Source organism: Buttiauxella izardii, assembly GCF_003601925.1.
GTDB lineage: Bacteria > Pseudomonadota > Gammaproteobacteria > Enterobacterales > Enterobacteriaceae > Buttiauxella > Buttiauxella izardii.
In genome coordinates this window covers 67,133-88,383 of the sequence record NZ_QZWH01000008.1, presented here as the reverse complement: position 1 = coordinate 88,383, position 21,251 = coordinate 67,133, and the positions used below count along the sequence as shown (strand labels likewise).

Sequence of the window (21,251 nt, the reverse complement as noted above, 5' to 3'; positions counted from 1 at the left end):
GATAAATTGTTAAAGAGCAGTAAGTTAGGCGCTTTCGCTTGCTAACTCGAGGTGGCGTATATTACGCTTTCCTCTTTCAGAGTCAAGCGTTTATTTTCGCTTTTCATCTGGCTGACGAGCCGGTTTGTAAGCCGTTGTGCCGTGTCAGTGGAGGCGCAGTATAGGGATTTTCCGGAGGCTGACAAGTGTTTATTGCAAAAAGATTACCAGTCGCGTTTTTTTTCGCCAAAAGCACTGTAAAAGCCACGTAACACGGGATATTTGCTGTTTTAAGCATCACAAATTAAGACCTGGTGGCATACTAATAAAAGAAACAAAGCTAAAGGATCTGCATTCATGTCTTTATCTGCACAACAACTCGCGGCACAAAAGAACCTTTCTTATGTACTGGCGGAGAAACTCGCCCAAGGTATCCTCAGAGGTGAGTACGAAGCGGGTAGTATTTTACCTGGTGAAATCGAATTAGGTGAACTCTTCGGTGTTAGCCGCACAGCTGTTCGTGAAGCTGTAAAGACATTGACCGCGAAAGGGATGGTTTTACCGCGCCCGCGGATTGGTACTCGCGTTATGCCTCGCAGACATTGGAACTTCCTTGATAAGGAACTGCTAACCTGGTGGATGACAGAAGAGAACTTTAATGACGTGGTGGATTACTTCCTGGTGATGCGAAATAGCCTGGAACCCCAGGCCTGCGCAATGGCTGCTATAAATGGGACTAAAGAGCAGAAAGCTGTCCTTAATGAAATGATGGCTGAAATGGTCAATCTGAAAGGCGCATTCGACCGTCAACGCTGGATAGAAGTCGATATGGCGTACCACGAGCAAATCTATGCAATGAGTGGTAACCCTTTCCTTTGTTCTTTCGCTAACTTATTCCGTTCTATTTATTACAATTACTTCACCGCAATAACCAATAACGAAGTTATTAAGCTCGACTTGCACCAGGCAATCGTTGATGCCATTACCCAGGGCGACAGTCAGGCTGCGTTAATCGCCGGTCAGACACTGTTAAAAGAACCTTTCGTTCAAGGGTAAAGACTCGCCTTCTCCTGGATGCGTTTAAACCATCAGGATAAAAATGACCAAAACAGCTCGCAGTATGGCCGGGTTACCGTGGATAGCGGCGATGGCTTTCTTTATGCAGGCGCTGGATGCCACGATTCTCAACACCGCATTACCCGCAATCGCCCATAGTCTTGGGCGCTCGCCGCTGGCCATGCAATCCGCGATAATCAGTTACACCTTAACCGTTGCGATGCTGATCCCCGTCAGCGGATGGCTTGCCGACCGATTCGGCACTCGTCGCGTATTTATGTTCGCGGTTTCCCTCTTTACTCTCGGCTCGTTTGCCTGCGCGATGTCAAACTCGCTTGGGCAGTTAGTTATCTTCCGAGTGATACAGGGAATTGGCGGGGCGATGATGATGCCGGTAGCACGACTCGCATTACTACGCGCCTATCCACGCAGTGAGTTATTGCCCGTTCTAAATTTCGTCACCATGCCAGGGCTTGTCGGCCCGATCCTCGGGCCACTTCTCGGTGGGGTTTTAGTGACGTGGGCGAGTTGGCACTGGATATTCCTCATTAATATCCCTATCGGCATTCTCGGGCTGATTTACGCCCGCAAGTACATGCCAAACTTCACGACCCCGCGCCGTGGCTTTGATATGACAGGTTTCCTTCTATTTGGCTTAAGCCTGGTCTGTATTTCTAGCGGGATGGAGTTATTCGGCGAGCGGATTGTCGCCAGTTATATCGGCATTCTGACGATATTAGGTGGGCTTGTTTTGCTGGCAGCTTATATCTGGCACGCACGCCGCCACCCAACCCCACTCATCGCGCTGCCAATGTTTCGTACCAGAACCTTCTCTGTCGGTATTATAGGGAATTTGGCTTCGCGCCTCGGCACCGGTTGTGTGCCGTTCCTGATGCCGTTAATGCTTCAGGTTGGTTTTGGTTATTCGGCGTTAATTGCCGGATGCATGATGGCCCCAACGGCCATTGGCTCGTTATTGGCGAAATCGACAGTGACACAAGTTTTGCGCCGTTTGGGCTACAGGACAACGTTAGTCTGCGTGACTCTGATCATCGGCTTGCTGATTGGGCAATTTTCATTGCAGTCGCCGGGTATGGAAGTTTGGCTGCTGATTCTGCCGCTGTTTATTCTGGGGATGGCGATGTCCACGCAGTTCACCGCGATGAACACCATTACGCTTGCCGATCTCACGGACGAAAACGCCAGTAGCGGCAACAGTGTACTGGCCGTAACGCAACAACTTGCTATTAGTCTCGGCGTGGCGGTAAGTGCGGCGGTGCTTCGTCTCTATGAAGGAATCGAAAGCATCAATACTGTGGAGCAATTCCACTACACCTTCCTGACGATGGGCGCGGTGACATTGGTTTCTGCTTTGGTGTTCTTGCTGCTACGCCCGAAAGACGGGCGCAACATGATCAAGCGCTAGACGGAACCGCGTTCCACCAGCTCAGGCGTCAGAAACAGGCGCTGTTGCTCCAGGGTGGGTTGCGCCATTCGATGTATCAGCACATCAACGGCCAACTCACCCAGTTCATCTTTAGGCTGATGAATCGTCGTGAGCGGCGGCGTCATATAACGCGCCAGTTCGATATCGTCGTAACCCACCACCGCCATATCTTGCGGAACCTTCAAACCCGCCTGATATAACGCATGATAAGCGCCAACGGCCATCGCATCGTTGCCGGTAAATACGGCATGAGGCGGCTGTTCCAGCGCAAGCAGTGAATTCATCGCAGTGAAACCGCCCTGAAACTCAAAGTCACCGATAATTTCATACCCTTGTTGAATCTCAAGTCCTGCGCGGTTCATCGCATTGCGATATCCCTCAAGACGCAAACGCGCTGGCGTTTTATCTTGCGGGCCAGTGATGCAAGCGATGCGGGTATAACCATTATCAATAAGATGTTGCGTTGCCGTTTCGCCGCCAAGCAACGAGTTATCCTGAATCACATCGCTTTCGCCCTCGAAAGGCGACCAGTCCATCATCACGGTTGGAATGGAAGGATAGCGACTCATGATGTCAGGCGAAGGGAGATGGGTTTCGGTACATAAAAGAAGAAGGCCGTCGACGCGCTTTTGCAGCAGCGTTTCCAGGTTGCGGTTCATCCGCTGTTCGTCGCCTTCGGTATTGCAGAGAACCAGGCTATAGCCGCGTTCAAAACAACTGCGTTCCACGCCACGCACCAGTTCCGAATAAAATGGGTTGCTACTGGCGGTAATTAACATCCCGATAGTGTGCGTTTGATTGAGCTTGAGGCTACGCGCCAGAGCGGATGGCGCATAGTTAAGCGTCTTGATTGCCGCATCGACCTTTGCGCGAACGGCATCACTCACAAAGCGGTCATTATTAATGACGTGCGAAACGGTAGAAGTCGAAACCCCGGCCATTTTCGCGACGTCTTTCATGGTGGCCATGATTATCCTTGCTGTTGCAAAAACTCGTCGATTTCATGACGCCACGGTACGGAAGGCTGCGCGCCTTTTCGTGTCACGGCGATGGCGGCAGCAGCATGCGCAAAACGAATCGCTTCATTCATTGGTTTTTCTTCCAGCAAGGCCGTCACCAGTGCGCCATTAAAGGTGTCACCAGCGGCGATGGTATCCACTGCTTTAACTTTAAAACCTGGCACGCGCTGACCTTTGCCGTTTTCACTAAGCCAAACGCCGCGACTGCCAAGCGTAATAATGACCGTTTGAATGCCTTTCGCATGCAGTGCTTTAGCCGCAACCGCTGCGTCGTCGTCATTTTCGACGCGCACGCCCGTCAGCTTTTCCGCTTCGGTTTCATTTGGCGTGATCATATCCACCAGCCCGAGCAGCTCGTCTGATAATTCACAGGCTGGTGCAGGGTTGAGCACGACTTTAGTTTGGTTCTGATGAGCAATTTTAGCCGCAGCCAGCACGCTTTCCAGCGGTGACTCAAGCTGCATTAAAAGTGCAGAAGCTTCTGCAATTTTTTGATTCTGTTCCGCAACAAGCGAAGGCGTTAATGCACCGTTCGCTCCGGCGTGAATACCAATCACGTTTTCACCCGCGCCATTCACGAAGATCAGCGCAACACCGGTTGAAGCATCTTTAATAGTGCTGATCGGCGAGGTGTCGATTTTGTCGCTTGCCAGTTGTTTGCAAACGCGGTTCCCTGTGTCGTCGTCGCCCACACAGGCAATAAAGGCAATGTCTGCGCCGCTGCGCCCGGCAGCAACTGCCTGGTTGGCCCCTTTCCCACCGAACGCGACCTGGTATTCTTGCCCGGTAACGGTTTCACCCGGCGTCGGAAAATGTTCGAGGTTCAGGATGTGGTCAGCGTTGATGCTGCCAAGGACGACGAGCTTGCCTTTCGTTTTCATTTTTATCCGTCCAGTTAAGTGCGCCACCCCAGGTTCTGGAGTGGCGCGGTGCCGTGCTTTTCTATTGTTGTCTTATTTGGTAATCAGCTTCAATTCAACCGGGATCTTCGAGTCGACTTTCTCGCCTTTCAATACTTTGTCTGCGGTTTCTACGCCGATAACACCAATCTGGTCAGCCATCTGTGCAACGGTTGCACCCAGTTTGCCGCCTTCAACAGCTTTCACGCCGTCAGCGGTGCCATCGAAGCCCACCACCAGTACGTCAGATTTACCCGCGGTTTGCAGTGCACGCAACGCGCCCAGCGCCATTTCATCGTTCTGAGCAAATACCGCCTGCACATCTGGATGCGCAGTCAGCAAGTTCTGCATCACGTTCAAGCCCTTAGTACGGTCGAAGTCAGCAGGCTGGCTCGCCAACACAGTAAATTTGTGCGCAGCCGTTGCTTGTTTGAAGCCTTCGCCACGTTCACGGGCAGCAGAAGCACCCGCAATACCTTGCAGTTCGATAACTTTCGCGCCTTCACCCAATTTCTTAGCGATGAAATCACCGGCCATTTTGCCGCCAGCAACGTTATCCGAAGCAATGTGGCTTACTACGGTGCCCTGATTCGCCATACGGTCGAGGGTAATCACAGGGATTTTAGCCTGGTTCGCCATTTTCACCGCATTACCCACCGCATCGGAATCGGTCGGGTTGATCAGCATCAGCTTGGTGCCGCGAACCGTCAGATCCTGCACGTTTGCCAGCTCTTTCGCCGGATTGTTTTGCGAGTCCAGAACAATCAGGTTGTAGCCCAGTTTATCGGCTTCTTTCTGCGCGCCGTCTTTCAGAGAAACGAAGAACGGGTTATTCAATGTGGAAACAACCAGCGCGATAGTATCTTTCGCCATCGCGTTAGCGCTGACCGTGGCGCTCAGTGCAACAGCGGAAACCAGGGTAGCTAGTTTTTTCATATTCATAGTCAGATGTCCTGTAGGGTTATGATTGTTACTGCTTTTTGTTGTCCACCAGCACCGCCAGTAAAATAACCACTGCTTTGACGATCATCTGGTAATAAGAAGAAACACCTAATAAATTCAGCCCGTTGTTAAGGAAGCCCAGGATCAGCGCACCGATCAGCGTCCCAACAATTCGCCCTTTCCCGCCCGCCAGGCTTGTTCCGCCCAAAACCACCGCAGCGATGGCATCCAGCTCATAGCCCGTACCCGCCGTTGGTTGTGCAGAGGAAAGACGCGCCACTTCGATGATCCCGGCCAATGACGCCAGCAGACCGCAAAGTGAGTAAACAATAATTTTGACTTTGTTAACGCTGATACCGGACAAACGCGTTGCCGCTTCGTTACCGCCCAGCGCATAGATATAACGGCCCAGGCGTGTGTGGTGCAGCATGTACCACGCGGCCAGGAAGACCACACCCATAATCCACACCGGAGTAGGAATCCCCAACGGGCGGCCAATACCAAACCAGCCGAACACATCAGCGTTGTCAGAGAAACCAGTGTTGACCGGGCTGCCGTTGGTGTAAACCATTGTCACGCCGCGCAGTAAAAGCATCATCACCAGTGTTGCGATAAACGCCTGCACTCGCCCTTTTGCGACAATCACGCCAGTCACCGCGCCGATTGCCGCACCTAAAGCCAGCGCCCCGGCAACCGCCACCAGCGCATTCACTTCTAAGCCAACAATCGACGCGGCTACCGCTCCGGTCAGCGCCAGCAAAGAACCGACGGACAGGTCGATCCCGGAAGTCAGAATGACCAGCGTCATCCCAACCGCCATGATGGCGTTCACGGAGGTTTGTTGCAGGATATTGAACAGGTTATTGACGGTGAAAAAGTTCGGGCTAAGGCTCGAGACAATCGCAATCAGCACCAGCAGTGCGATCAGTGATTTTTGTTCTAACAGCCACGCTTTGGTGAACCAGCGACGGGTCGGAATAGACTGGGTACTCATTTTACAGACTCCTGATTCACGCGATTTAGCTTGCCGACGGCCGCCGCCATCAATATTTCCTGGGTGGCCTCTTCACGGGTAAATTCCCCGCCAAGATGCCCTTCATGCATCACCATAATCCGGTCGCTCATGCCGAGCACTTCTGGCATTTCTGACGAAACAAGAATGATGCTCAACCCATCAGCTTTGAACTGGTTAATTAACTGGTAAATTTCTTTTTTCGCTCCAACGTCAACACCGCGTGTTGGCTCATCGAGGATCAACACTTTCGGGCGCGTCATCAGGCCACGGGCAATCGCCACTTTTTGCTGATTACCACCGGAAAGCAGGCCAATCGGCTGTTCCATCGACGGAGTTTTCACGTTGAATAAGCGGATAAAATCCTGCACCGCCTGCTGTTCATCTTTGTGTCTCAGGCTGCCCACGTTGTGGCTGAAATAGCGCAGCGCGGTCAACGACATGTTTTCTTTAACCGACATGCCGAGCACCAGCCCGTCGCGCTTGCGGTCTTCTGAGATATAAACGATGCCATTTGCCAGGCCGTCTTGTGGGGAACGCGTCACCACTTCGCGGCCTTCCAGCGCCACATATCCGCCTGTGCGCGGCAGTGCGCCGTACAGCACTTTCATTAATTCGGTACGACCCGCGCCCATCAAACCCGCAACGCCCAGAATTTCACCTTTACGCAGAGTGAAGCTCACGTCGTGGACGCCAGGGCCGGAAAGGTTGTCGACGCGCAGAAGTGTGTCGCCAGGTTGTTTATCCAGACGCGGATATTGGTCTTCGAGTTTGCGCCCGACCATCATTTCGATAAGCGTATCTTCGGTCAGCGTCGCCACTTCACGTTCGGCAATAAACTGCCCGTCGCGGAACACGGTCACGTCATCGCAAATCTCGAAGATCTCTTTCATGCGGTGCGAGATATAAACGATGCCGCGCCCCTGAGCTTTCAGCTCGCGGATCACGCGGAACAGAGAATCGGTTTCGGTGTCGGTTAGCGCATCGGTCGGTTCGTCCATGACGATGACTCGGGACTCAAAGCTTAAAACCTTAGCGATTTCGACCATCTGCTGATCGCCAATCGACAAATCGCCCACCAGCTTCTGGCTGGTAAAGCGCAAGTTCAGTTTCGCCAGCAGTTTGTCTGCTTCGGCGTACATTTTCGTCCAGTCAATCTTGCCGAAACGGCCAACAAACTCACGGCCAAGGAAGATATTTTCCGCAATGCTAAGCTGCGGAATCAGGTTGAGTTCCTGGTGAATAATCCCGATGCCCGCTTCCTGTGAGGATTTCGGGCCAGTAAAAGTGGTTTCTTTGCCAAGCCATAACAGTGAACCCGCATCACGCTGATAAATGCCGGTCAGCACTTTCATCATGGTGGATTTGCCAGCGCCGTTTTCACCCACCAGCGCCATCACGCGCCCCGAGTAAACATTCAGCGCCGCACCTGACAGGGCTTTTACGCCAGGGAACGATTTATCGATCCCTTTTAGTTGCAGTAACGGTTCCATGCCAGCCTCAGAAAGTTACGCCAGCACAGAGAATGATATTCGCATACGGGGAACACTCCCCGCTGCGAATAACCGCCTGGCTATCAGCGGTGTGCTGCTTGAACTGCTCATGACTGATGTAACGAATAGAAATGGTGTTTCCCTGGTGTTGTTGCAGTTGCTCGATGTGGCTAAGCAACGTTTCGTGGAGTTGGGGATTATGTTGTTTAATTTCCGAAGCTAAGTACGCCGCTTCAACCTGCATCTCTTGCGTTACGACTTCAACGACCTGCATAAAACCCGGTACGCCGTGAGTCAGTGCCAAATCAATACGCGGTGTGTTGCGCGGAATCGGCAACCCGGCATCGGCAATCACCAGCGTGTCGGTGTGGCCAAGACGGGAAATAACGGACGAGATATCTGCGTTGAGAACGGTGCCTTTCTTCATTTTCTTACTCCACTAGCGAAACGTTTCGCTGAGATGAAGTGTAGGAAAACTCTTGGTGTTAAAACAACCAGCGAGTGACAGAAATGTGATCGGCATCGAAACGTTTCGCTGTTCTGTTTCAAAAGGAGAGAAATGAGAGCGCGCACAATCAAAGAGGCAAAAAAAACGCCCCTTCGATTGAAGAGGCGTGGGTGTTAAATCTCGACCTGGGTGCCTAACTCGATAACCCGGTTTGGCGGGATCTCGAACTGGTCAGGCGCTCGCAGGGCGTTGCGTTGCAGTGCGAGGAACAGCTTGCCTCGCAGGCGCAAATACCATGGCCGTTTGCCGATGATCAGCGATTCATGGGACATAAAGAACGATGTCTCCATCATCCGGCAACTTAGCCCTTCAAGCCCGCAGCGGTGGAACACTTCTTCCACGTTTGGCGTTTCGCGCCAGCCGTAGCTTGCCACCACGCGCCAGAATGTCGGCGAAAGCTGCTCGATAGAAACACGACGCACATTATGAACATACGGTGCATCTTCGGTTCGCAGCGTCAGCAAAACCACGCGCTCATGCAGCACTTTGTTGTGCTTGAGGTTATGCAGCATCGCAAAAGGAATCACGTTCAGCGCACGGGACATATAAACCGCAGTGCCTGGAACTCGTACCGGCGGCGATTTTTCCAGTGAGGCAATCATCGCTTCCAGTGAATTTCCATGCTCATGCATACGACGCAGCAGGCGGAAACGCTCGCTTTTCCAGGTCGTCATAATGATAAACATCACCAGCGCCAGGCAAAGCGGCAACCAACCGCCGGAGAAGATTTTTACCACGTTTGCCGAGAACAGCGGAATGTCGATGCACAAGAAGGCAAAGCCCATCAGCAGCACCGCCACTTTGTTCCAGTGCCAGTTTTTGGTGGCAACGGTACAACAAAGAATAGAGGTCAAAACCATCGTACCGGTTACGGCAATACCGTACGCAGCCGCCAGATTGCTGGAGTGCTCGAAGCTCACAATCACGATCACCACAGAGATATAGAGGAGCCAGTTAATCGCTGGAACATATATCTGCCCGGATTCCATTTCCGAGGTGTGGATGATGCGCATTGGCGACAAGTAACCCAGACGCACCGCCTGGCGAGTCAACGAGAACACGCCGGAAATCACCGCCTGAGAAGCGATAACCGTGGCAAGTGTTGCCAGAATCATCAGCGGGATTAGCGCCCAGTCAGGAGCAAGCAAGAAGAACGGGTTCTTAATCGCTTCCGGAGATTTGAGCAGCAGCGCGCCCTGGCCGAAATAGTTCAGCACCAGAGACGGCAGCACCACGGAAAACCATGCGATACGAATCGGCAACTTACCGAAGTGGCCCATATCGGCATACAGCGCTTCAACACCGGTAATAGAAAGAACGACCGCGCCAAGTGCGAAGAATGAAACCGTTTTGTATTCGAGGAAGAAGTGCACCGCCCACGCCGGGTTCAGCGCATGAAGCACTTCAGGGTTATCGATAATACTGCGCGCGCCTAATACCGCCAGCACCAGGAACCACAGCATCATGACCGGAGCAAACAGCTTGCCCACCATGCCAGTACCGTGTTTCTGAATCATAAACAGCAGTGTCAGCACAATTATCGACAGCGGGACGATGTAAGCGTCGAGCTGCGGCGCGGCTATCTCCAGCCCTTCGATGGCCGACATCACCGATATTGCCGGCGTGATGACCACCTCCCCATAGAAGAAGCTGCCGCCGATCAATCCCATGATCACCAGCACGGAGGTCATTCTGGCCGACGTATTACGCCCAGCCAAAGACATCAGCGTCAAAATACCGCCTTCACCGGCGTTATCTGCACGCATCACAAAGGTCAGATATTTAACTGAGACGACCAGAATCAGAAGCCAGAAAATCAGAGACAAAAAGCCAAATACGGCGTCGCGTTCTACGCCAAACCCGAATTGACCAGACAGACATTCACGAAGGGTATAAAGCGGGCTAGTACCGATATCACCGTATACCACCCCAATTGCAGCCAGCGTTATCGCAGGCAATGATTGTTTATTATCAGCGCTCATAGACTAATCTTTTGTTGGAATCCCGAAAGCGTGTGCTTAGTCCCTTGGCCCACAAAAAGGCGCACAGTATGCACGATAATCAAGGAAATCGTATCCCTAAATACAACAGGCTTAACTTATGTCAGGGAAAAAAGAGCCGCCCATCAATCCATTAACGATAATATAGATGAACGATATACTCGTTTTTCTGAACTGTGGTCACCGCGTAAGGATGCAATGCTAATTATGGCTCAATCACATTTATTGGCTGAAAGAATTTCACGACTTAGCCAGGCACTGGAAAAAGGATTGTTTGAACGCCAACACGCGGTGCGCCTTTGCCTGCTGGCGGCGTTAAGTGGCGAGAGTGTTTTCCTGCTCGGCCCGCCGGGTATCGCCAAAAGTTTGATTGCCCGCCGTTTGAAATTTGCCTTCCAGCACGCCCGCGCCTTTGAATACCTGATGACACGCTTTTCCACGCCGGAAGAGGTGTTTGGCCCTTTATCCATTCAGGCATTAAAAGATGAAGGCCGTTACGAGCGCCTGACTGCGGGCTATCTGCCTGAAGCCGAAATCGTGTTTCTCGATGAAATCTGGAAAGCAGGCCCGGCGATTCTGAATACCTTGCTGACGGCAATAAATGAACGTCGTTTCCGTAATGGCGCCAGCGAAGAGAAAATCCCGATGCGTTTGCTGGTGGCGGCGTCCAACGAACTCCCCGAAGCGGACAGCAGCCTGGAAGCGTTGTATGACCGAATGCTGATTCGCCTGTGGCTCGACAAAGTGCAGGACAAAGGCAATTTCCGCTCGATGCTCACCAGCCAGCATGATGAAAACGACAATCCGGTGCCGGAAAATCTTCAGGTTTCTGACGACGAGTATTTCCAGTGGCAGAAAGATATCGGCACTGTTTCACTGCCAGATAACGTTTTTGAGCTGATCTTCACTTTGCGCCAGCAGTTAGAGGATGCGTCGGGTGCGCCTTATGTCTCCGATCGCCGCTGGAAGAAAGCTATTAGATTGCTGCAAGCCAGCGCCTTCTTTAGTGGCCGAAATGCCGTCGCGCCGATTGATTTGATCCTGCTGAAAGATTGCCTGTGGCACGACACTGCAGCGATGAATTTGATGCAACAACAGCTCGAAATATTGATGACCGGGCACGCCTGGCAACAACATGCGATGCTCAGTAAATTGGCAGCTATTCTGCAGCGCCGTATCCAGTTACAGCAGCAACATAGCGACCGTGAAGCGATCACAGTCACCAAACAGGGCGGCATGTTTACTCGTCGTCCTCAGTACCAACTGCCGGATTATCTGACGGGTGAAACGCTGACATTGCTGCTCCAGCAGCCGCTAAAACTGCATGATATCGAAGTTCTCCACGTATCCATTCCTCGTGAAGCCTGCGCGCAGTGGCTTATAAAAGGAGGAGAGTTACGCGGCAAACTCAACGGTATTGGTTTTGCTCAGGTTCTGAATATGGAAGTCGATAGCAGCCAGCATCTGGTTTTGCGCGATATCAGTTTGCAAGGCACACGCCTGATGATGCCGGGCAAACAGCAGGAAGGGATGCCAGCGGAGATCAAACAGCAATTTGACGCTCTTGAAGAGACTCTCCACCAGCAACATGAACGGTTTAACGATCAGCAAAAATGCCTGTTTATCCACAACGAATGGCTCGGGAAAATTGAAGCCAGTCTGCAAGATGTGGCCGAACAGATTAAACAGGCGCGACATTAATGCTCAGCGTTGAAGCTCTTGATGTCATCCTCGCGATTAGCGAGGGTGAATTAATAGAAGGAGTGATTGTCGCGCTGTTGGCAGCTCCGCAGTTGGCCCTATTCTTTGAAAAATTCCCGCGCATGAAAAAGGCGGTCACCCAGGACATTCCCCGCTGGCGAGAATTGCTGAAAGCCCGCTTGCATGACACCAACATTCCGCAAGAACTAGCCCGGGAAGTGCAGTGTTATCAGGAAAGCCAGTTGCTCACCACCAGCCAGCTATCTACAAAACTGCCGGAAATTTTGCAGTTACTGAAAAGTGTCGATTCCCCCTTTTTTGAGCAAGCACAAAAGCTGGTGGCGGGAACACCTCGTCTGACACCCGCGCAACAAACGCTATTCCTGCAACGCTGGCGGTTAAGCCTTGTCGTTCAAACCACATCCTTAAACCAGCAATTGCTGGAAGACGAACGCGACCAGCTACTGGCGGAAGTTCAGCAGCGCCTGGCATTAAGCGGCCAGCTTGAACCGGTTCTGGTTGATAGCGACAACGCAGCCAGCCGGTTGTGGGACATGAGCGCCGGTTCGCTTAAACGCGGTGATTATCAGCTCATCGTGCAGTACGGTGATTTCCTCGCCAGTCAGCCTGAATTACTGAAAATAGCGGAACAACTTGGGCGTTCAAAAGAAGCCAAATCAGTACCCAGAAAAGATGCCCCTACCGAAACCTGGCGCATGCTGGTGCGCGAACCCGCAACGGTTCCTGAACAGGTTGATGGTTTACAGCGCAGCGATGACATCCTGCGTTTACTGCCGCCGGAGCTGGCAACGCTGGGTATTAGTGAGCTGGAATTTGAGTTCTACCGTCGGCTGGTGGAAAAGCAGTTGCTGACTTATCGCCTGCATGGCGATTCATGGCGCGAGAAAGTGGTCGAACGCCCGGTTGTGCATCAGGATTTTGATGAACAGCCACGCGGGCCGTTTATTGTTTGCGTGGATACTTCCGGTTCGATGGGCGGTTTCAATGAACAGTGCGCCAAAGCCTTTTGCCTTGCGTTGATGCGCGTGGCGCTGGCAGATAACCGCCGCTGTTTCATCATGCTGTTTTCCAGCGAAGTGGTTCGCTATGAAGTGTGTGGGCCTGATGGCATCGAACAGGCGATCCGTTTTCTAAGCCAGCGCTTTCGCGGCGGTACGGATATCGCCAGTTGTTTCCGTGCGATCGCGGAGAAAATGCAGGGCAGCGAATGGTTTGATGCGGATGCGGTGGTGATTTCTGACTTTATTGCCCAACGTTTACCGGACGATGTCGTGACACAGGTGAAAGAGCTCCAACGCAAACACCTGCATCGTTTCCATGCCGTCGCAATGTCCGGGCATGGCAAACCCGGCATTATGCGCATTTTCGATCATATCTGGCGCTTTGATACCGGGATGCGAAGCCGCCTGCTGCGTCGCTGGCGGCGTTAATTCTTACAGCAGGGAATCAACTTTAGCGTGGATTTCCGGAGTCCATACGCCACACTGAACCTGACCGATGTGTGGCAGTTGCAGCATCAGCATCACTAAACGTGACTGACCAATGCCGCCGCCGATGGTTTGCGGCATTTCACCTTTCAGCAGTGACTGGTGCCATTCAAGTTGCAGACGATCTTCATCACCGGTCGTCGCCAGTTGGCGTTGCAGCGCTTCGGCATCCACGCGGATCCCCATTGAAGAAAGCTCGAAGGCATCTTCCAGAATAGGGTTCCACACCATAATGTCGCCGTTCAGACCTTTAAAATCACCCTGGCTGGTCGTTGACCAGTCATCATAATCTGGCGCACGAACATCGTGACGTTTGCCATCAGCCAGCTTACCGCCGATGCCCATCAGGAATACCGCGCCCAGTTCTTTAGCAATGGCACGCTCACGGCCTTTTGCATCCAACTTAGGGAAGCGCGCTTGCAGTTCTTCGCTATGAACGAAGTGAATTTGTTCAGGCAGGAAAGGCGTCAAACCGTACTGCTCGCTCACTGCGGCTTCCGTGGCTTTCATTGCCGCCCAGATGCTTTCTACAGTTTGCTTGAGCGTACCAAGATGGCGCTCTCCGTCACCCATTACGCGTTCCCAATCCCACTGATCAACATACACAGAGTGGATCGGGGTCAAACGGTCTTCATCGGGGCGCAGGGCTTTCATGTGCGTGTAAAGCCCTTCGCCCGCGCTGAAGTCGTGCTGGCCGAGTGTTTTTCTTTTCCATTTGGCCAGCGAATGCACCACTTCAAACTGCGCTTCAGGCAAGGTTTTCACCTTAACCTGCACCGCCTTTTCGCAACCAGACAGATTGTCCTGAGTACCATCACCCACGCGACTCAGAATCGGAGCCTGGACTTCCATCAGACCCAACTTTTCTTCCAGTTGACGTGAGAAATGGGACTTAACAAAACTAATCTGGCGTTGTTTAGCGATGTAGGCAGTTTTCATGGTTTTCTCTTTATTGTGTTGTTTTACTGCCACTGATTAAGCAACAAACAAGGCACAACATTCAATAATCAACAATAAAAAAGCCTTTACTGTTTTTAATCGACGAATTTAAGGCTATAAAAGATGAACAATCGATACTAATCATAGGAAAAAGTGATGGATAATTATCAGATCGACAATCTCGATCGCGGCATCCTTGACGCTTTAATGGCAAATGCCCGTACCGCTTACGCAGAACTGGCTAAACAATTCGGTGTTAGTCCAGGCACTATTCACGTACGCGTAGAGAAGATGAAACAGGCGGGGATTATTACCGGCGCACGCATCGATATCAGTCCCAAGCAGTTGGGATACGACGTCTGCTGTTTTATCGGCATCATATTAAAGAGTGCAAAGGACTACCCTTCTGCGCTGGCAAAACTCGAAAGCCTGGAAGAAGTGACCGAGGCGTATTACACCACCGGCCACTACAGCATCTTTATAAAGGTGATGTGTCGATCTATCGATGCGCTGCAGCAGGTACTTATCAACAAGATCCAAACAATTGATGAAATTCAGTCCACCGAGACACTGATCTCCCTCCAGAACCCGATCATGCGCACCATCAAGCCATAGCCGCTATTTTTAATACCCATATTATCCACAGGTAGATCGCAGGCCTTACACAGCGTACAATGCCCATCGTTTCGAAAAGGTGGGCAGCAATGACAGACATTACTCTGATTAGCGGCAGTACTCTGGGCAGCGCCGAATATGTCGCTGAACATTTGGCTGAGAAGCTGGATGAAGCGGGTTTTTCTACCCAGACACTGCATGGACCTCTGTTAGAAGATCTCCAGACCAGTGGAATTTGGCTGATTGTCTCTTCTACACATGGTGCAGGGGATCTTCCTGACAATCTGCAACCTTTGTTTGACGCTATAAATGAACAGCGCCCGGATCTGAGTGCTCTTCATTATGGTGCAATCGGAATTGGTAGCCGCGAATACGACACTTTTTGCGGTGCTATAGAGAAAATTGACACCCTTTTGACAGAGTGTGGCGCTAAAAGAGTCGGCTCTTTGTTGAAAGTGAACATCCTTGATCACGACATTCCTGAAGATCCGGCTGAGATTTGGGTCGGATCATGGAAGAATTTACTCCAGGATTTGTAAAGATCTGACTTTTGTCTGTGTATAAGTATGCTTAAAACCTTGGGTTAAGCAGTAGTTATCCCAATAACAACTCCTGTTCACTTTTTGAGTTGTGCATAACTATCACTTTTGATCCCAGCTTATACGTTCTGGGATCACCGATCATTCACAGCTAACGATCCTCCTTAATCGATTGATCTCTTTGCCATAAAAGCGGTTATCCACAGAACATGCCGATCCTAATAAGAGATCATAATAAAGAGATCTTTAAATAAAAAAGATCTTCTTTTAATTACCGACGATCCCGATACTTTCTCGAAAGGCTAAAGTTAAGTTAGAATCGCCAACCCCGGGAATCAGTCATCCCCCATTTGCAAAACCGTGAGGCAGTACCATGTTTTATCCAGATCCTTTTGACGTCATCATCATTGGCGGGGGTCATGCAGGCACCGAGGCTGCAATGGCCGCTGCACGGATGGGCCAACAAACCCTTCTTTTGACTCACAATATCGACACGCTTGGACAAATGTCCTGTAACCCGGCAATCGGCGGTATTGGCAAGGGACATCTGGTTAAAGAAGTGGACGCACTGGGCGGTTTGATGGCCAAAGCTATCGACCATGCAGGTATCCAGTTTAGAATACTAAACGCCAGCAAAGGGCCTGCGGTTCGGGCAACTCGTGCTCAGGCAGACCGTGTGCTGTATCGCCAGGCGGTACGTACGGCTCTGGAAAACCAGCCCAATCTGATGATCTTCCAGCAGGCTGTTGAAGATCTGATTGTCGAGAACGATCGTGTGGTTGGCGCTGTTACGCAAATGGGTCTGAAGTTCCGTGCAAAATCCGTGGTGCTGACCGTCGGGACATTCCTGGACGGAAAAATTCATATCGGACTGGATAACTACAGCGGTGGCCGTGCGGGTGATCCACCGTCCATTTCGCTTTCACGCCGTCTGCGTGAATTGCCATTACGTGTTAGCCGCCTGAAAACCGGTACACCACCGCGTATCGACGCTCGCACCATCGATTTCAGCGTACTTGCGCAACAGCATGGCGATAACCCAATGCCGGTGTTCTCGTTCATGGGGAATGTGAACCAGCATCCTGCGCAAGTACCGTGTTACATCACGCACACCAACGAAAAAACGCACGACGTCATTCGTAACAACCTCGATCGCAGCCCGATGTATGCAGGCGTTATCGAAGGGATTGGGCCACGTTACTGCCCGTCAATCGAAGACAAAGTGATGCGTTTTGCTGACCGTAACCAGCACCAAATCTTCCTGGAGCCTGAAGGCTTAACCAGCAACGAAATCTACCCGAACGGCATCTCCACCAGCCTGCCGTTTGACGTGCAGATGCAAATCGTCCGTTCAATGGAAGGCATGGAAAATGCGAAGATCGTGCGCCCTGGCTATGCCATCGAATACGATTTCTTCGATCCTCGTGACCTCAAGCCGACGCTGGAAAGCAAATATATCCAGGGCCTGTTCTTTGCCGGACAGATCAACGGCACCACCGGTTATGAAGAAGCCGCTGCTCAAGGTCTGCTTGCAGGTCTGAACGCCGCACGTTTCTCCGCCGAAAAAGAAGGCTGGGCGCCACGTCGTGATCAAGCCTATCTGGGCGTACTGGTTGACGATCTTTGCACTCTCGGCACCAAAGAACCGTACCGCATGTTTACCTCGCGTGCTGAATACCGCCTGATGCTGCGCGAAGACAATGCCGATCTACGTTTAACCGCCGCTGGCCGTGAAATGGGGCTGGTGGACGACGCTCGTTGGGCACGCTTTAACGAGAAGCTGGAAAGCATTGAGCTTGAGCGCCAACGTCTGAAAGACATCTGGCTGCATCCGCATTCTGAAAGCGTCGAAGAAGTGAACGCGAAACTCAGCGCGCCGTTGTCTCGTGAAGCCAATGGCGAAGAATTGCTGCGTCGCCCAGAAATGACCTATGCTGAAATGATGCAATTGTCGGTGTTTGCACCGGGGCTTGAGGATCCACAGTCTGCTGAGCAGGTGGAAATTCAGGTCAAATACGAAGGTTACATTGCGCGTCAGCAAGAAGAGATTGAAAAACAGCAACGTAACGAGAACACGTTGCTACCTGCAACGTTAGATTACCGCCAGGTTAGCGGGCTTTCTAACGAAGTGATCGCCAAACTTAACGATCACAAACCGGTCTCGATCGGGCAGGCATCGCGCATATCAGGGGTAACACCAGCGGCGATTTCCATTCTGCTGGTCTGGTTAAAAAAACAAGGCCTGCTACGCCGTAGCGCCTGATTTATATATTTCAGGGCCAGGAATACCTGGCCCGTTTTTTTGATGGGTATTGACCGCCGTGCTTAACAAACTGAATCGCCTGCTGGAAAGCGCAGGCATTACGCTGCCAGAAAACCAGAAACAACAGCTGGTGGGCTATGTTGAACTGCTCCACAAATGGAACAAGGCGTATAACCTGACCTCCGTGCGTCTTCCTGAAGACATGTTGGTGCGCCATATTCTCGACAGTATCGTCGTCGAGCCGCACTTACAGGGTTCGCGTTTTATCGATGTGGGCACAGGACCTGGTTTGCCGGGGATTCCGTTGGCGATTGTGCGTCCTGACTCGCATTTCACGCTATTGGATAGCCTGGGTAAGCGAGTTCGTTTCCTGCGCCAGGTTCAGCATGAATTGCATCTCGAAAACATCACGCCAGTGCAAAGCCGTGTGGAAGAGTTCCCGGCAGAGCCGCCATTTGATGGGGTGATCAGCCGTGCATTTGCTTCCATGACCGATATGGTGACCTGGTGTAAGCACCTGCCCGCAGAGAATGGTCGTTTCTATGCGCTCAAAGGTTTGCGCCCGGATGATGAAATCGCCGCATTACCTGCTGAATTTAGCGTTGAAGAAGTTATCCGTTTGCAGGTGCCAGAACTGGATGGTGAACGTCATTTGGTGATGATTAAGCCAAACAAAACTTAATATTTATCAAAAAAAGGCGAAAAAGGATTGTGTCTTTAAGGTTAAAAATACAAGGGGAAATGACTGAAACCTCTGGTTACATTTAACGATGATTTAACCGTTTACTACATGGATGTTAACGCTGAATGCAATATCTGTTTTGAAAGTAGTAAACCTTGAAAATATAACCCTGCTAAATATTTCGTCCTTTTCAAGTGCGGGCAGTTGTTAAAATTTTAATAAAAATGTCAATTGATTGTTTTTATGATGTTTCAGGTTGTTTTAAATAGACTAGGCAGTAATCAGCTTATTTATCAGGCATCTGTGTTTCGCACTTTATGAGACAGACAAATGCATAATCGTCATGAGATGTTTGATTTGTGATCTGGTGCACGCTTTACCAGGCGGCTATTTCGGTTGATTGCACTTTTTAGGAAAATATCCGTTATTCCTGAAAAGTTTAAAAATAACTGCGTCGGAAAAAATTTAAACATTTGTTCACCTTTTTGCTACTTATTGTTTGAAATCACGGGGCCGCACCGTATAATTTGCTCGCTTTTTGAGGCTTGACTCAAAGTCGTAAAGGCAGTTTTATACCAGCGCGACATACCCCGAAGGGAGCAGGAGTTAGGAAACGCCATGTCTGTGTCGCTATTGAGTAGAAACGTTGCTCGTAAGCTTCTGTTCCTTCAGCTACTTGCAGTGATAGCAATTGGATTGCTGTTTTGCCTCAAAGACCCCGTGTGGGGTGCTTCTGCTTTTGGCGGAGGCCTGGCAGCCTGGCTGCCAAATGCAGTATTTATGAATTTCGCCTGGCGTCACCAGGTGCATACACCGTCAAAAGGCCGCCTGGCCTGGACTTTCGCCATTGGCGAAGTGTTAAAGGTGATTGCGAGCTTTACCATTCTGGTGGTGGCGTTAGCTGGTTTTAAGGCGGTATTGTTGCCGCTTATTGTGACGTGGGTTTCGGTGCTGGTTGTGCAGATACTCGCACCAGCTGTAATTAACAACAAAGGGTAAGAGGCATCATGTCTGCAGGAGAAATCTCTACACCGCAGGAGTATATAGGCCACCATCTGATGAACCTTCAGTTGGACCTGCGTACTTTCTCGCTGGTTGATCCGTATCACCCCCCAGCTACCTTCTGGACACTCAATATTGACTCCATGTTCTTCTCCGTGGCTCTGGGTTTCTTGTTCCTGGTGTTATTCCGCAAAGTAGCCAAAAACGCTACCAGTGGCGTACCAGGGAAGTTCCAGACGGCTGTTGAGTTGGTCATCGGCTTTGTTAATAGCAGTGTCAAAGACATGTACCATGGCAAAAGCAAGGTCATCGCACCGCTTGCTCTGACTGTCTTTGTCTGGGTTTTCCTGATGAACCTGATGGACCTGCTGCCAATTGATTTCTTGCCGTTTATCGGCGAGCACATCTTTGGCCTCCCAGCCCTGCGTGTGGTGCCGTCTGCGGACGTGAATATCACCCTGTCTATGGCGTTGGGTGTGTTTATCCTGATTCTTTTCTACAGCATCAAAATGAAAGGCATTGGCGGCTTCACGAAAGAGCTGACGCTGCAGCCGTTCAATCACTGGGCATTTATTCCATTCAACTTAATCCTTGAAGGTGTAAGCCTGCTGTCCAAGCCTATCTCACTTGGTCTGCGACTGTTCGGCAACATGTATGCCGGTGAATTGATTTTCATTCTGATTGCTGGTCTGTTGCCGTGGTGGTCACAGTGGATTCTGAGTGTGCCTTGGGCCATTTTCCACATCCTGATCATTACGCTGCAAGCCTTCATATTCATGGTTCTAACGATTGTCTATCTGTCGATGGCATCTGAAGAGCATTGATTTTACTTACCACTACTGTGTTTTAACTGAAACAAACTGGAGACTGTCATGGAAAACCTGAATATGGATCTGCTGTACATGGCTGCCGCTGTGATGATGGGTCTGGCGGCAATCGGTGCTGCGATCGGTATCGGCATCCTCGGGGGAAAATTCCTGGAAGGCGCAGCGCGTCAACCTGATCTGATTCCTTTGCTGCGTACTCAGTTCTTTATCGTTATGGGTCTGGTGGATGCTATCCCGATGATCGCTGTTGGTCTGGGTCTGTACGTGATGTTCGCCGTCGCGTAGTAAGCATTGCTTAATATAATAAGCAATATCAGAACGTTAACTAACAAAGAGGCATTGTGCTGTGAATCTTAACGCAACAATCCTCGGCCAGGCCATCGCGTTTGTCCTGTTTGTTCTGTTCTGCATGAAGTACGTATGGCCGCCGATTATGGCTGCCATCGAGAAGCGTCAACAAGAAATTGCTGATGGCCTCTCTTCTGCAGAACGTGCCAAAAAGGACCTTGACCTTGCACAGGCCAACGCGACCGACCAGCTGAAAAAAGCCAAAGCGGAAGCTCAGGTGATCATCGAGCAGGCTAACAAACGCCGTTCACAGATCCTTGATGAAGCTAAAACCGAGGCAGAGCAGGAACGTGAGAAAATCGTTGCACAGGCTCAGGCAGAAATCGACGCAGAGCGTAAACGCGCTCGTGAAGAACTGCGTAAGCAAGTGGCTCTGCTGGCAATTGCCGGTGCCGAGAAGATAATCGAACGTTCCGTGGATGAAGCTGCTAACAGCGACATCGTTGATAAACTGGTCGCTGAACTGTAAGGA

20 protein-coding genes are annotated in these 21,251 nt (G+C 51.0%); 12 read left to right on the top strand and 8 right to left on the bottom strand.

Annotated features, from left to right (window positions below; genetic code table 11):
• Positions 1-336: 336 nt before the first annotated feature.
• Complete coding sequence (locus D6029_RS06075) at positions 337-1,035, top strand: FadR/GntR family transcriptional regulator (RefSeq protein ID WP_120063897.1); 699 nt, start codon at positions 337-339, stop codon at positions 1,033-1,035.
• 43 nt (positions 1,036-1,078) lie between these two features.
• Positions 1,079-2,461, top strand: a complete 1,383-nt coding sequence (mdtD, locus tag D6029_RS06070) for a multidrug transporter subunit MdtD (protein WP_120063896.1) — start codon at positions 1,079-1,081, stop codon at positions 2,459-2,461.
• Here the strand turns inward: mdtD and rbsR are convergent.
• From rbsR to kup, 7 genes are all read right to left on the bottom strand, one after another.
• Entirely contained in the window at positions 2,458-3,450 is a 993-nt protein-coding gene (gene rbsR, locus D6029_RS06065) for a ribose operon transcriptional repressor RbsR (RefSeq protein WP_120063895.1), read from the bottom strand. The two genes, mdtD and rbsR, sit on opposite strands and share 4 nt — an antisense overlap.
• Before the next feature lie 2 nt (positions 3,451-3,452).
• Entirely contained in the window at positions 3,453-4,382 is a 930-nt protein-coding gene (gene rbsK, locus D6029_RS06060) for a ribokinase (protein ID WP_120063894.1), read from the bottom strand.
• Between the two features lie 72 nt (positions 4,383-4,454).
• Entirely contained in the window at positions 4,455-5,342 is an 888-nt protein-coding gene (gene rbsB / locus D6029_RS06055; RefSeq protein ID WP_120063893.1) for a ribose ABC transporter substrate-binding protein RbsB, read from the bottom strand.
• 28 nt (positions 5,343-5,370) lie between these two features.
• Positions 5,371-6,336: a ribose ABC transporter permease gene (gene rbsC / locus D6029_RS06050; protein ID WP_120063892.1), complete on the bottom strand. Its 966-nt coding sequence runs from the start codon at positions 6,334-6,336 to the stop codon at positions 5,371-5,373.
• Positions 6,333-7,847, bottom strand: a complete 1,515-nt coding sequence (gene rbsA / locus D6029_RS06045) for a ribose ABC transporter ATP-binding protein RbsA (RefSeq protein WP_120063891.1) — start codon at positions 7,845-7,847, stop codon at positions 6,333-6,335. Before rbsA ends, rbsC begins: the two co-directional genes overlap by 4 nt.
• Positions 7,848-7,854: 7 nt before the next feature.
• The gene (gene rbsD, locus D6029_RS06040) at positions 7,855-8,274 is read right to left on the bottom strand and encodes a D-ribose pyranase (RefSeq protein WP_120063890.1); all 420 of its coding nucleotides are present in this window, start codon (positions 8,272-8,274) and stop codon (positions 7,855-7,857) included.
• Positions 8,275-8,468: 194 nt separating this feature from the next.
• On the bottom strand, positions 8,469-10,337 hold the full coding sequence (kup, locus tag D6029_RS06035) for a low affinity potassium transporter Kup (protein WP_120063889.1): 1,869 nt from the start codon (positions 10,335-10,337) through the stop codon (positions 8,469-8,471).
• 225 nt (positions 10,338-10,562) lie between these two features.
• Here kup and ravA point away from each other — a divergent pair, with 225 nt between their 5' ends.
• Together ravA and viaA are read left to right on the top strand one after the other, a co-directional pair.
• Positions 10,563-12,056 (top strand): ATPase RavA, encoded by a 1,494-nt coding sequence (gene ravA, locus D6029_RS06030; protein WP_120063902.1) that lies wholly within the window; start codon positions 10,563-10,565, stop codon positions 12,054-12,056.
• Positions 12,056-13,507 (top strand): ATPase RavA stimulator ViaA, encoded by a 1,452-nt coding sequence (gene viaA, locus D6029_RS06025; RefSeq protein ID WP_120063888.1) that lies wholly within the window; start codon positions 12,056-12,058, stop codon positions 13,505-13,507. Before ravA ends, viaA begins: the two co-directional genes overlap by 1 nt.
• A gap of 3 nt (positions 13,508-13,510) precedes the next feature.
• On the opposite strand, the gene asnA is transcribed toward viaA, so the two are convergent.
• Positions 13,511-14,503: an aspartate--ammonia ligase gene (gene asnA / locus D6029_RS06020; protein ID WP_120063887.1), complete on the bottom strand. Its 993-nt coding sequence runs from the start codon at positions 14,501-14,503 to the stop codon at positions 13,511-13,513.
• A 156-nt stretch (positions 14,504-14,659) separates the two neighbouring features.
• On the opposite strand from asnA, the gene asnC reads away from it, so the two are divergent.
• The 8 genes from asnC to atpF all read left to right on the top strand — a co-directional run bounded on the left by asnC (position 14,660) and on the right by atpF (position 21,248).
• Positions 14,660-15,118: a transcriptional regulator AsnC gene (gene asnC / locus D6029_RS06015; protein ID WP_034499887.1), complete on the top strand. Its 459-nt coding sequence runs from the start codon at positions 14,660-14,662 to the stop codon at positions 15,116-15,118.
• A gap of 89 nt (positions 15,119-15,207) precedes the next feature.
• A complete protein-coding gene (gene mioC / locus D6029_RS06010; RefSeq protein WP_120063886.1) occupies positions 15,208-15,657 on the top strand; it encodes an FMN-binding protein MioC in 450 nt (149 codons plus the stop codon).
• Between the two features lie 373 nt (positions 15,658-16,030).
• Positions 16,031-17,920 carry a tRNA uridine-5-carboxymethylaminomethyl(34) synthesis enzyme MnmG gene (gene mnmG, locus D6029_RS06005; protein ID WP_120063885.1) on the top strand — a complete coding sequence of 630 codons (1,890 nt, stop codon included), beginning with the start codon at positions 16,031-16,033 and terminating at the stop codon, positions 17,918-17,920.
• A 58-nt stretch (positions 17,921-17,978) separates the two neighbouring features.
• Positions 17,979-18,602 carry a 16S rRNA (guanine(527)-N(7))-methyltransferase RsmG gene (rsmG, locus tag D6029_RS06000; RefSeq protein WP_120063901.1) on the top strand — a complete coding sequence of 208 codons (624 nt, stop codon included), beginning with the start codon at positions 17,979-17,981 and terminating at the stop codon, positions 18,600-18,602.
• 618 nt (positions 18,603-19,220) lie between these two features.
• Complete coding sequence (gene atpI, locus D6029_RS05995; RefSeq protein WP_034499880.1) at positions 19,221-19,601, top strand: F0F1 ATP synthase subunit I; 381 nt, start codon at positions 19,221-19,223, stop codon at positions 19,599-19,601.
• Positions 19,602-19,609: 8 nt separating this feature from the next.
• Entirely contained in the window at positions 19,610-20,428 is an 819-nt protein-coding gene (gene atpB / locus D6029_RS05990; protein WP_120063884.1) for a F0F1 ATP synthase subunit A, read from the top strand.
• Between the two features lie 48 nt (positions 20,429-20,476).
• Entirely contained in the window at positions 20,477-20,716 is a 240-nt protein-coding gene (gene atpE / locus D6029_RS05985) for a F0F1 ATP synthase subunit C (protein WP_000429386.1), read from the top strand.
• A gap of 61 nt (positions 20,717-20,777) precedes the next feature.
• A complete protein-coding gene (gene atpF / locus D6029_RS05980; RefSeq protein WP_120063883.1) occupies positions 20,778-21,248 on the top strand; it encodes a F0F1 ATP synthase subunit B in 471 nt (156 codons plus the stop codon).
• Positions 21,249-21,251 lie beyond the last annotated feature (3 nt).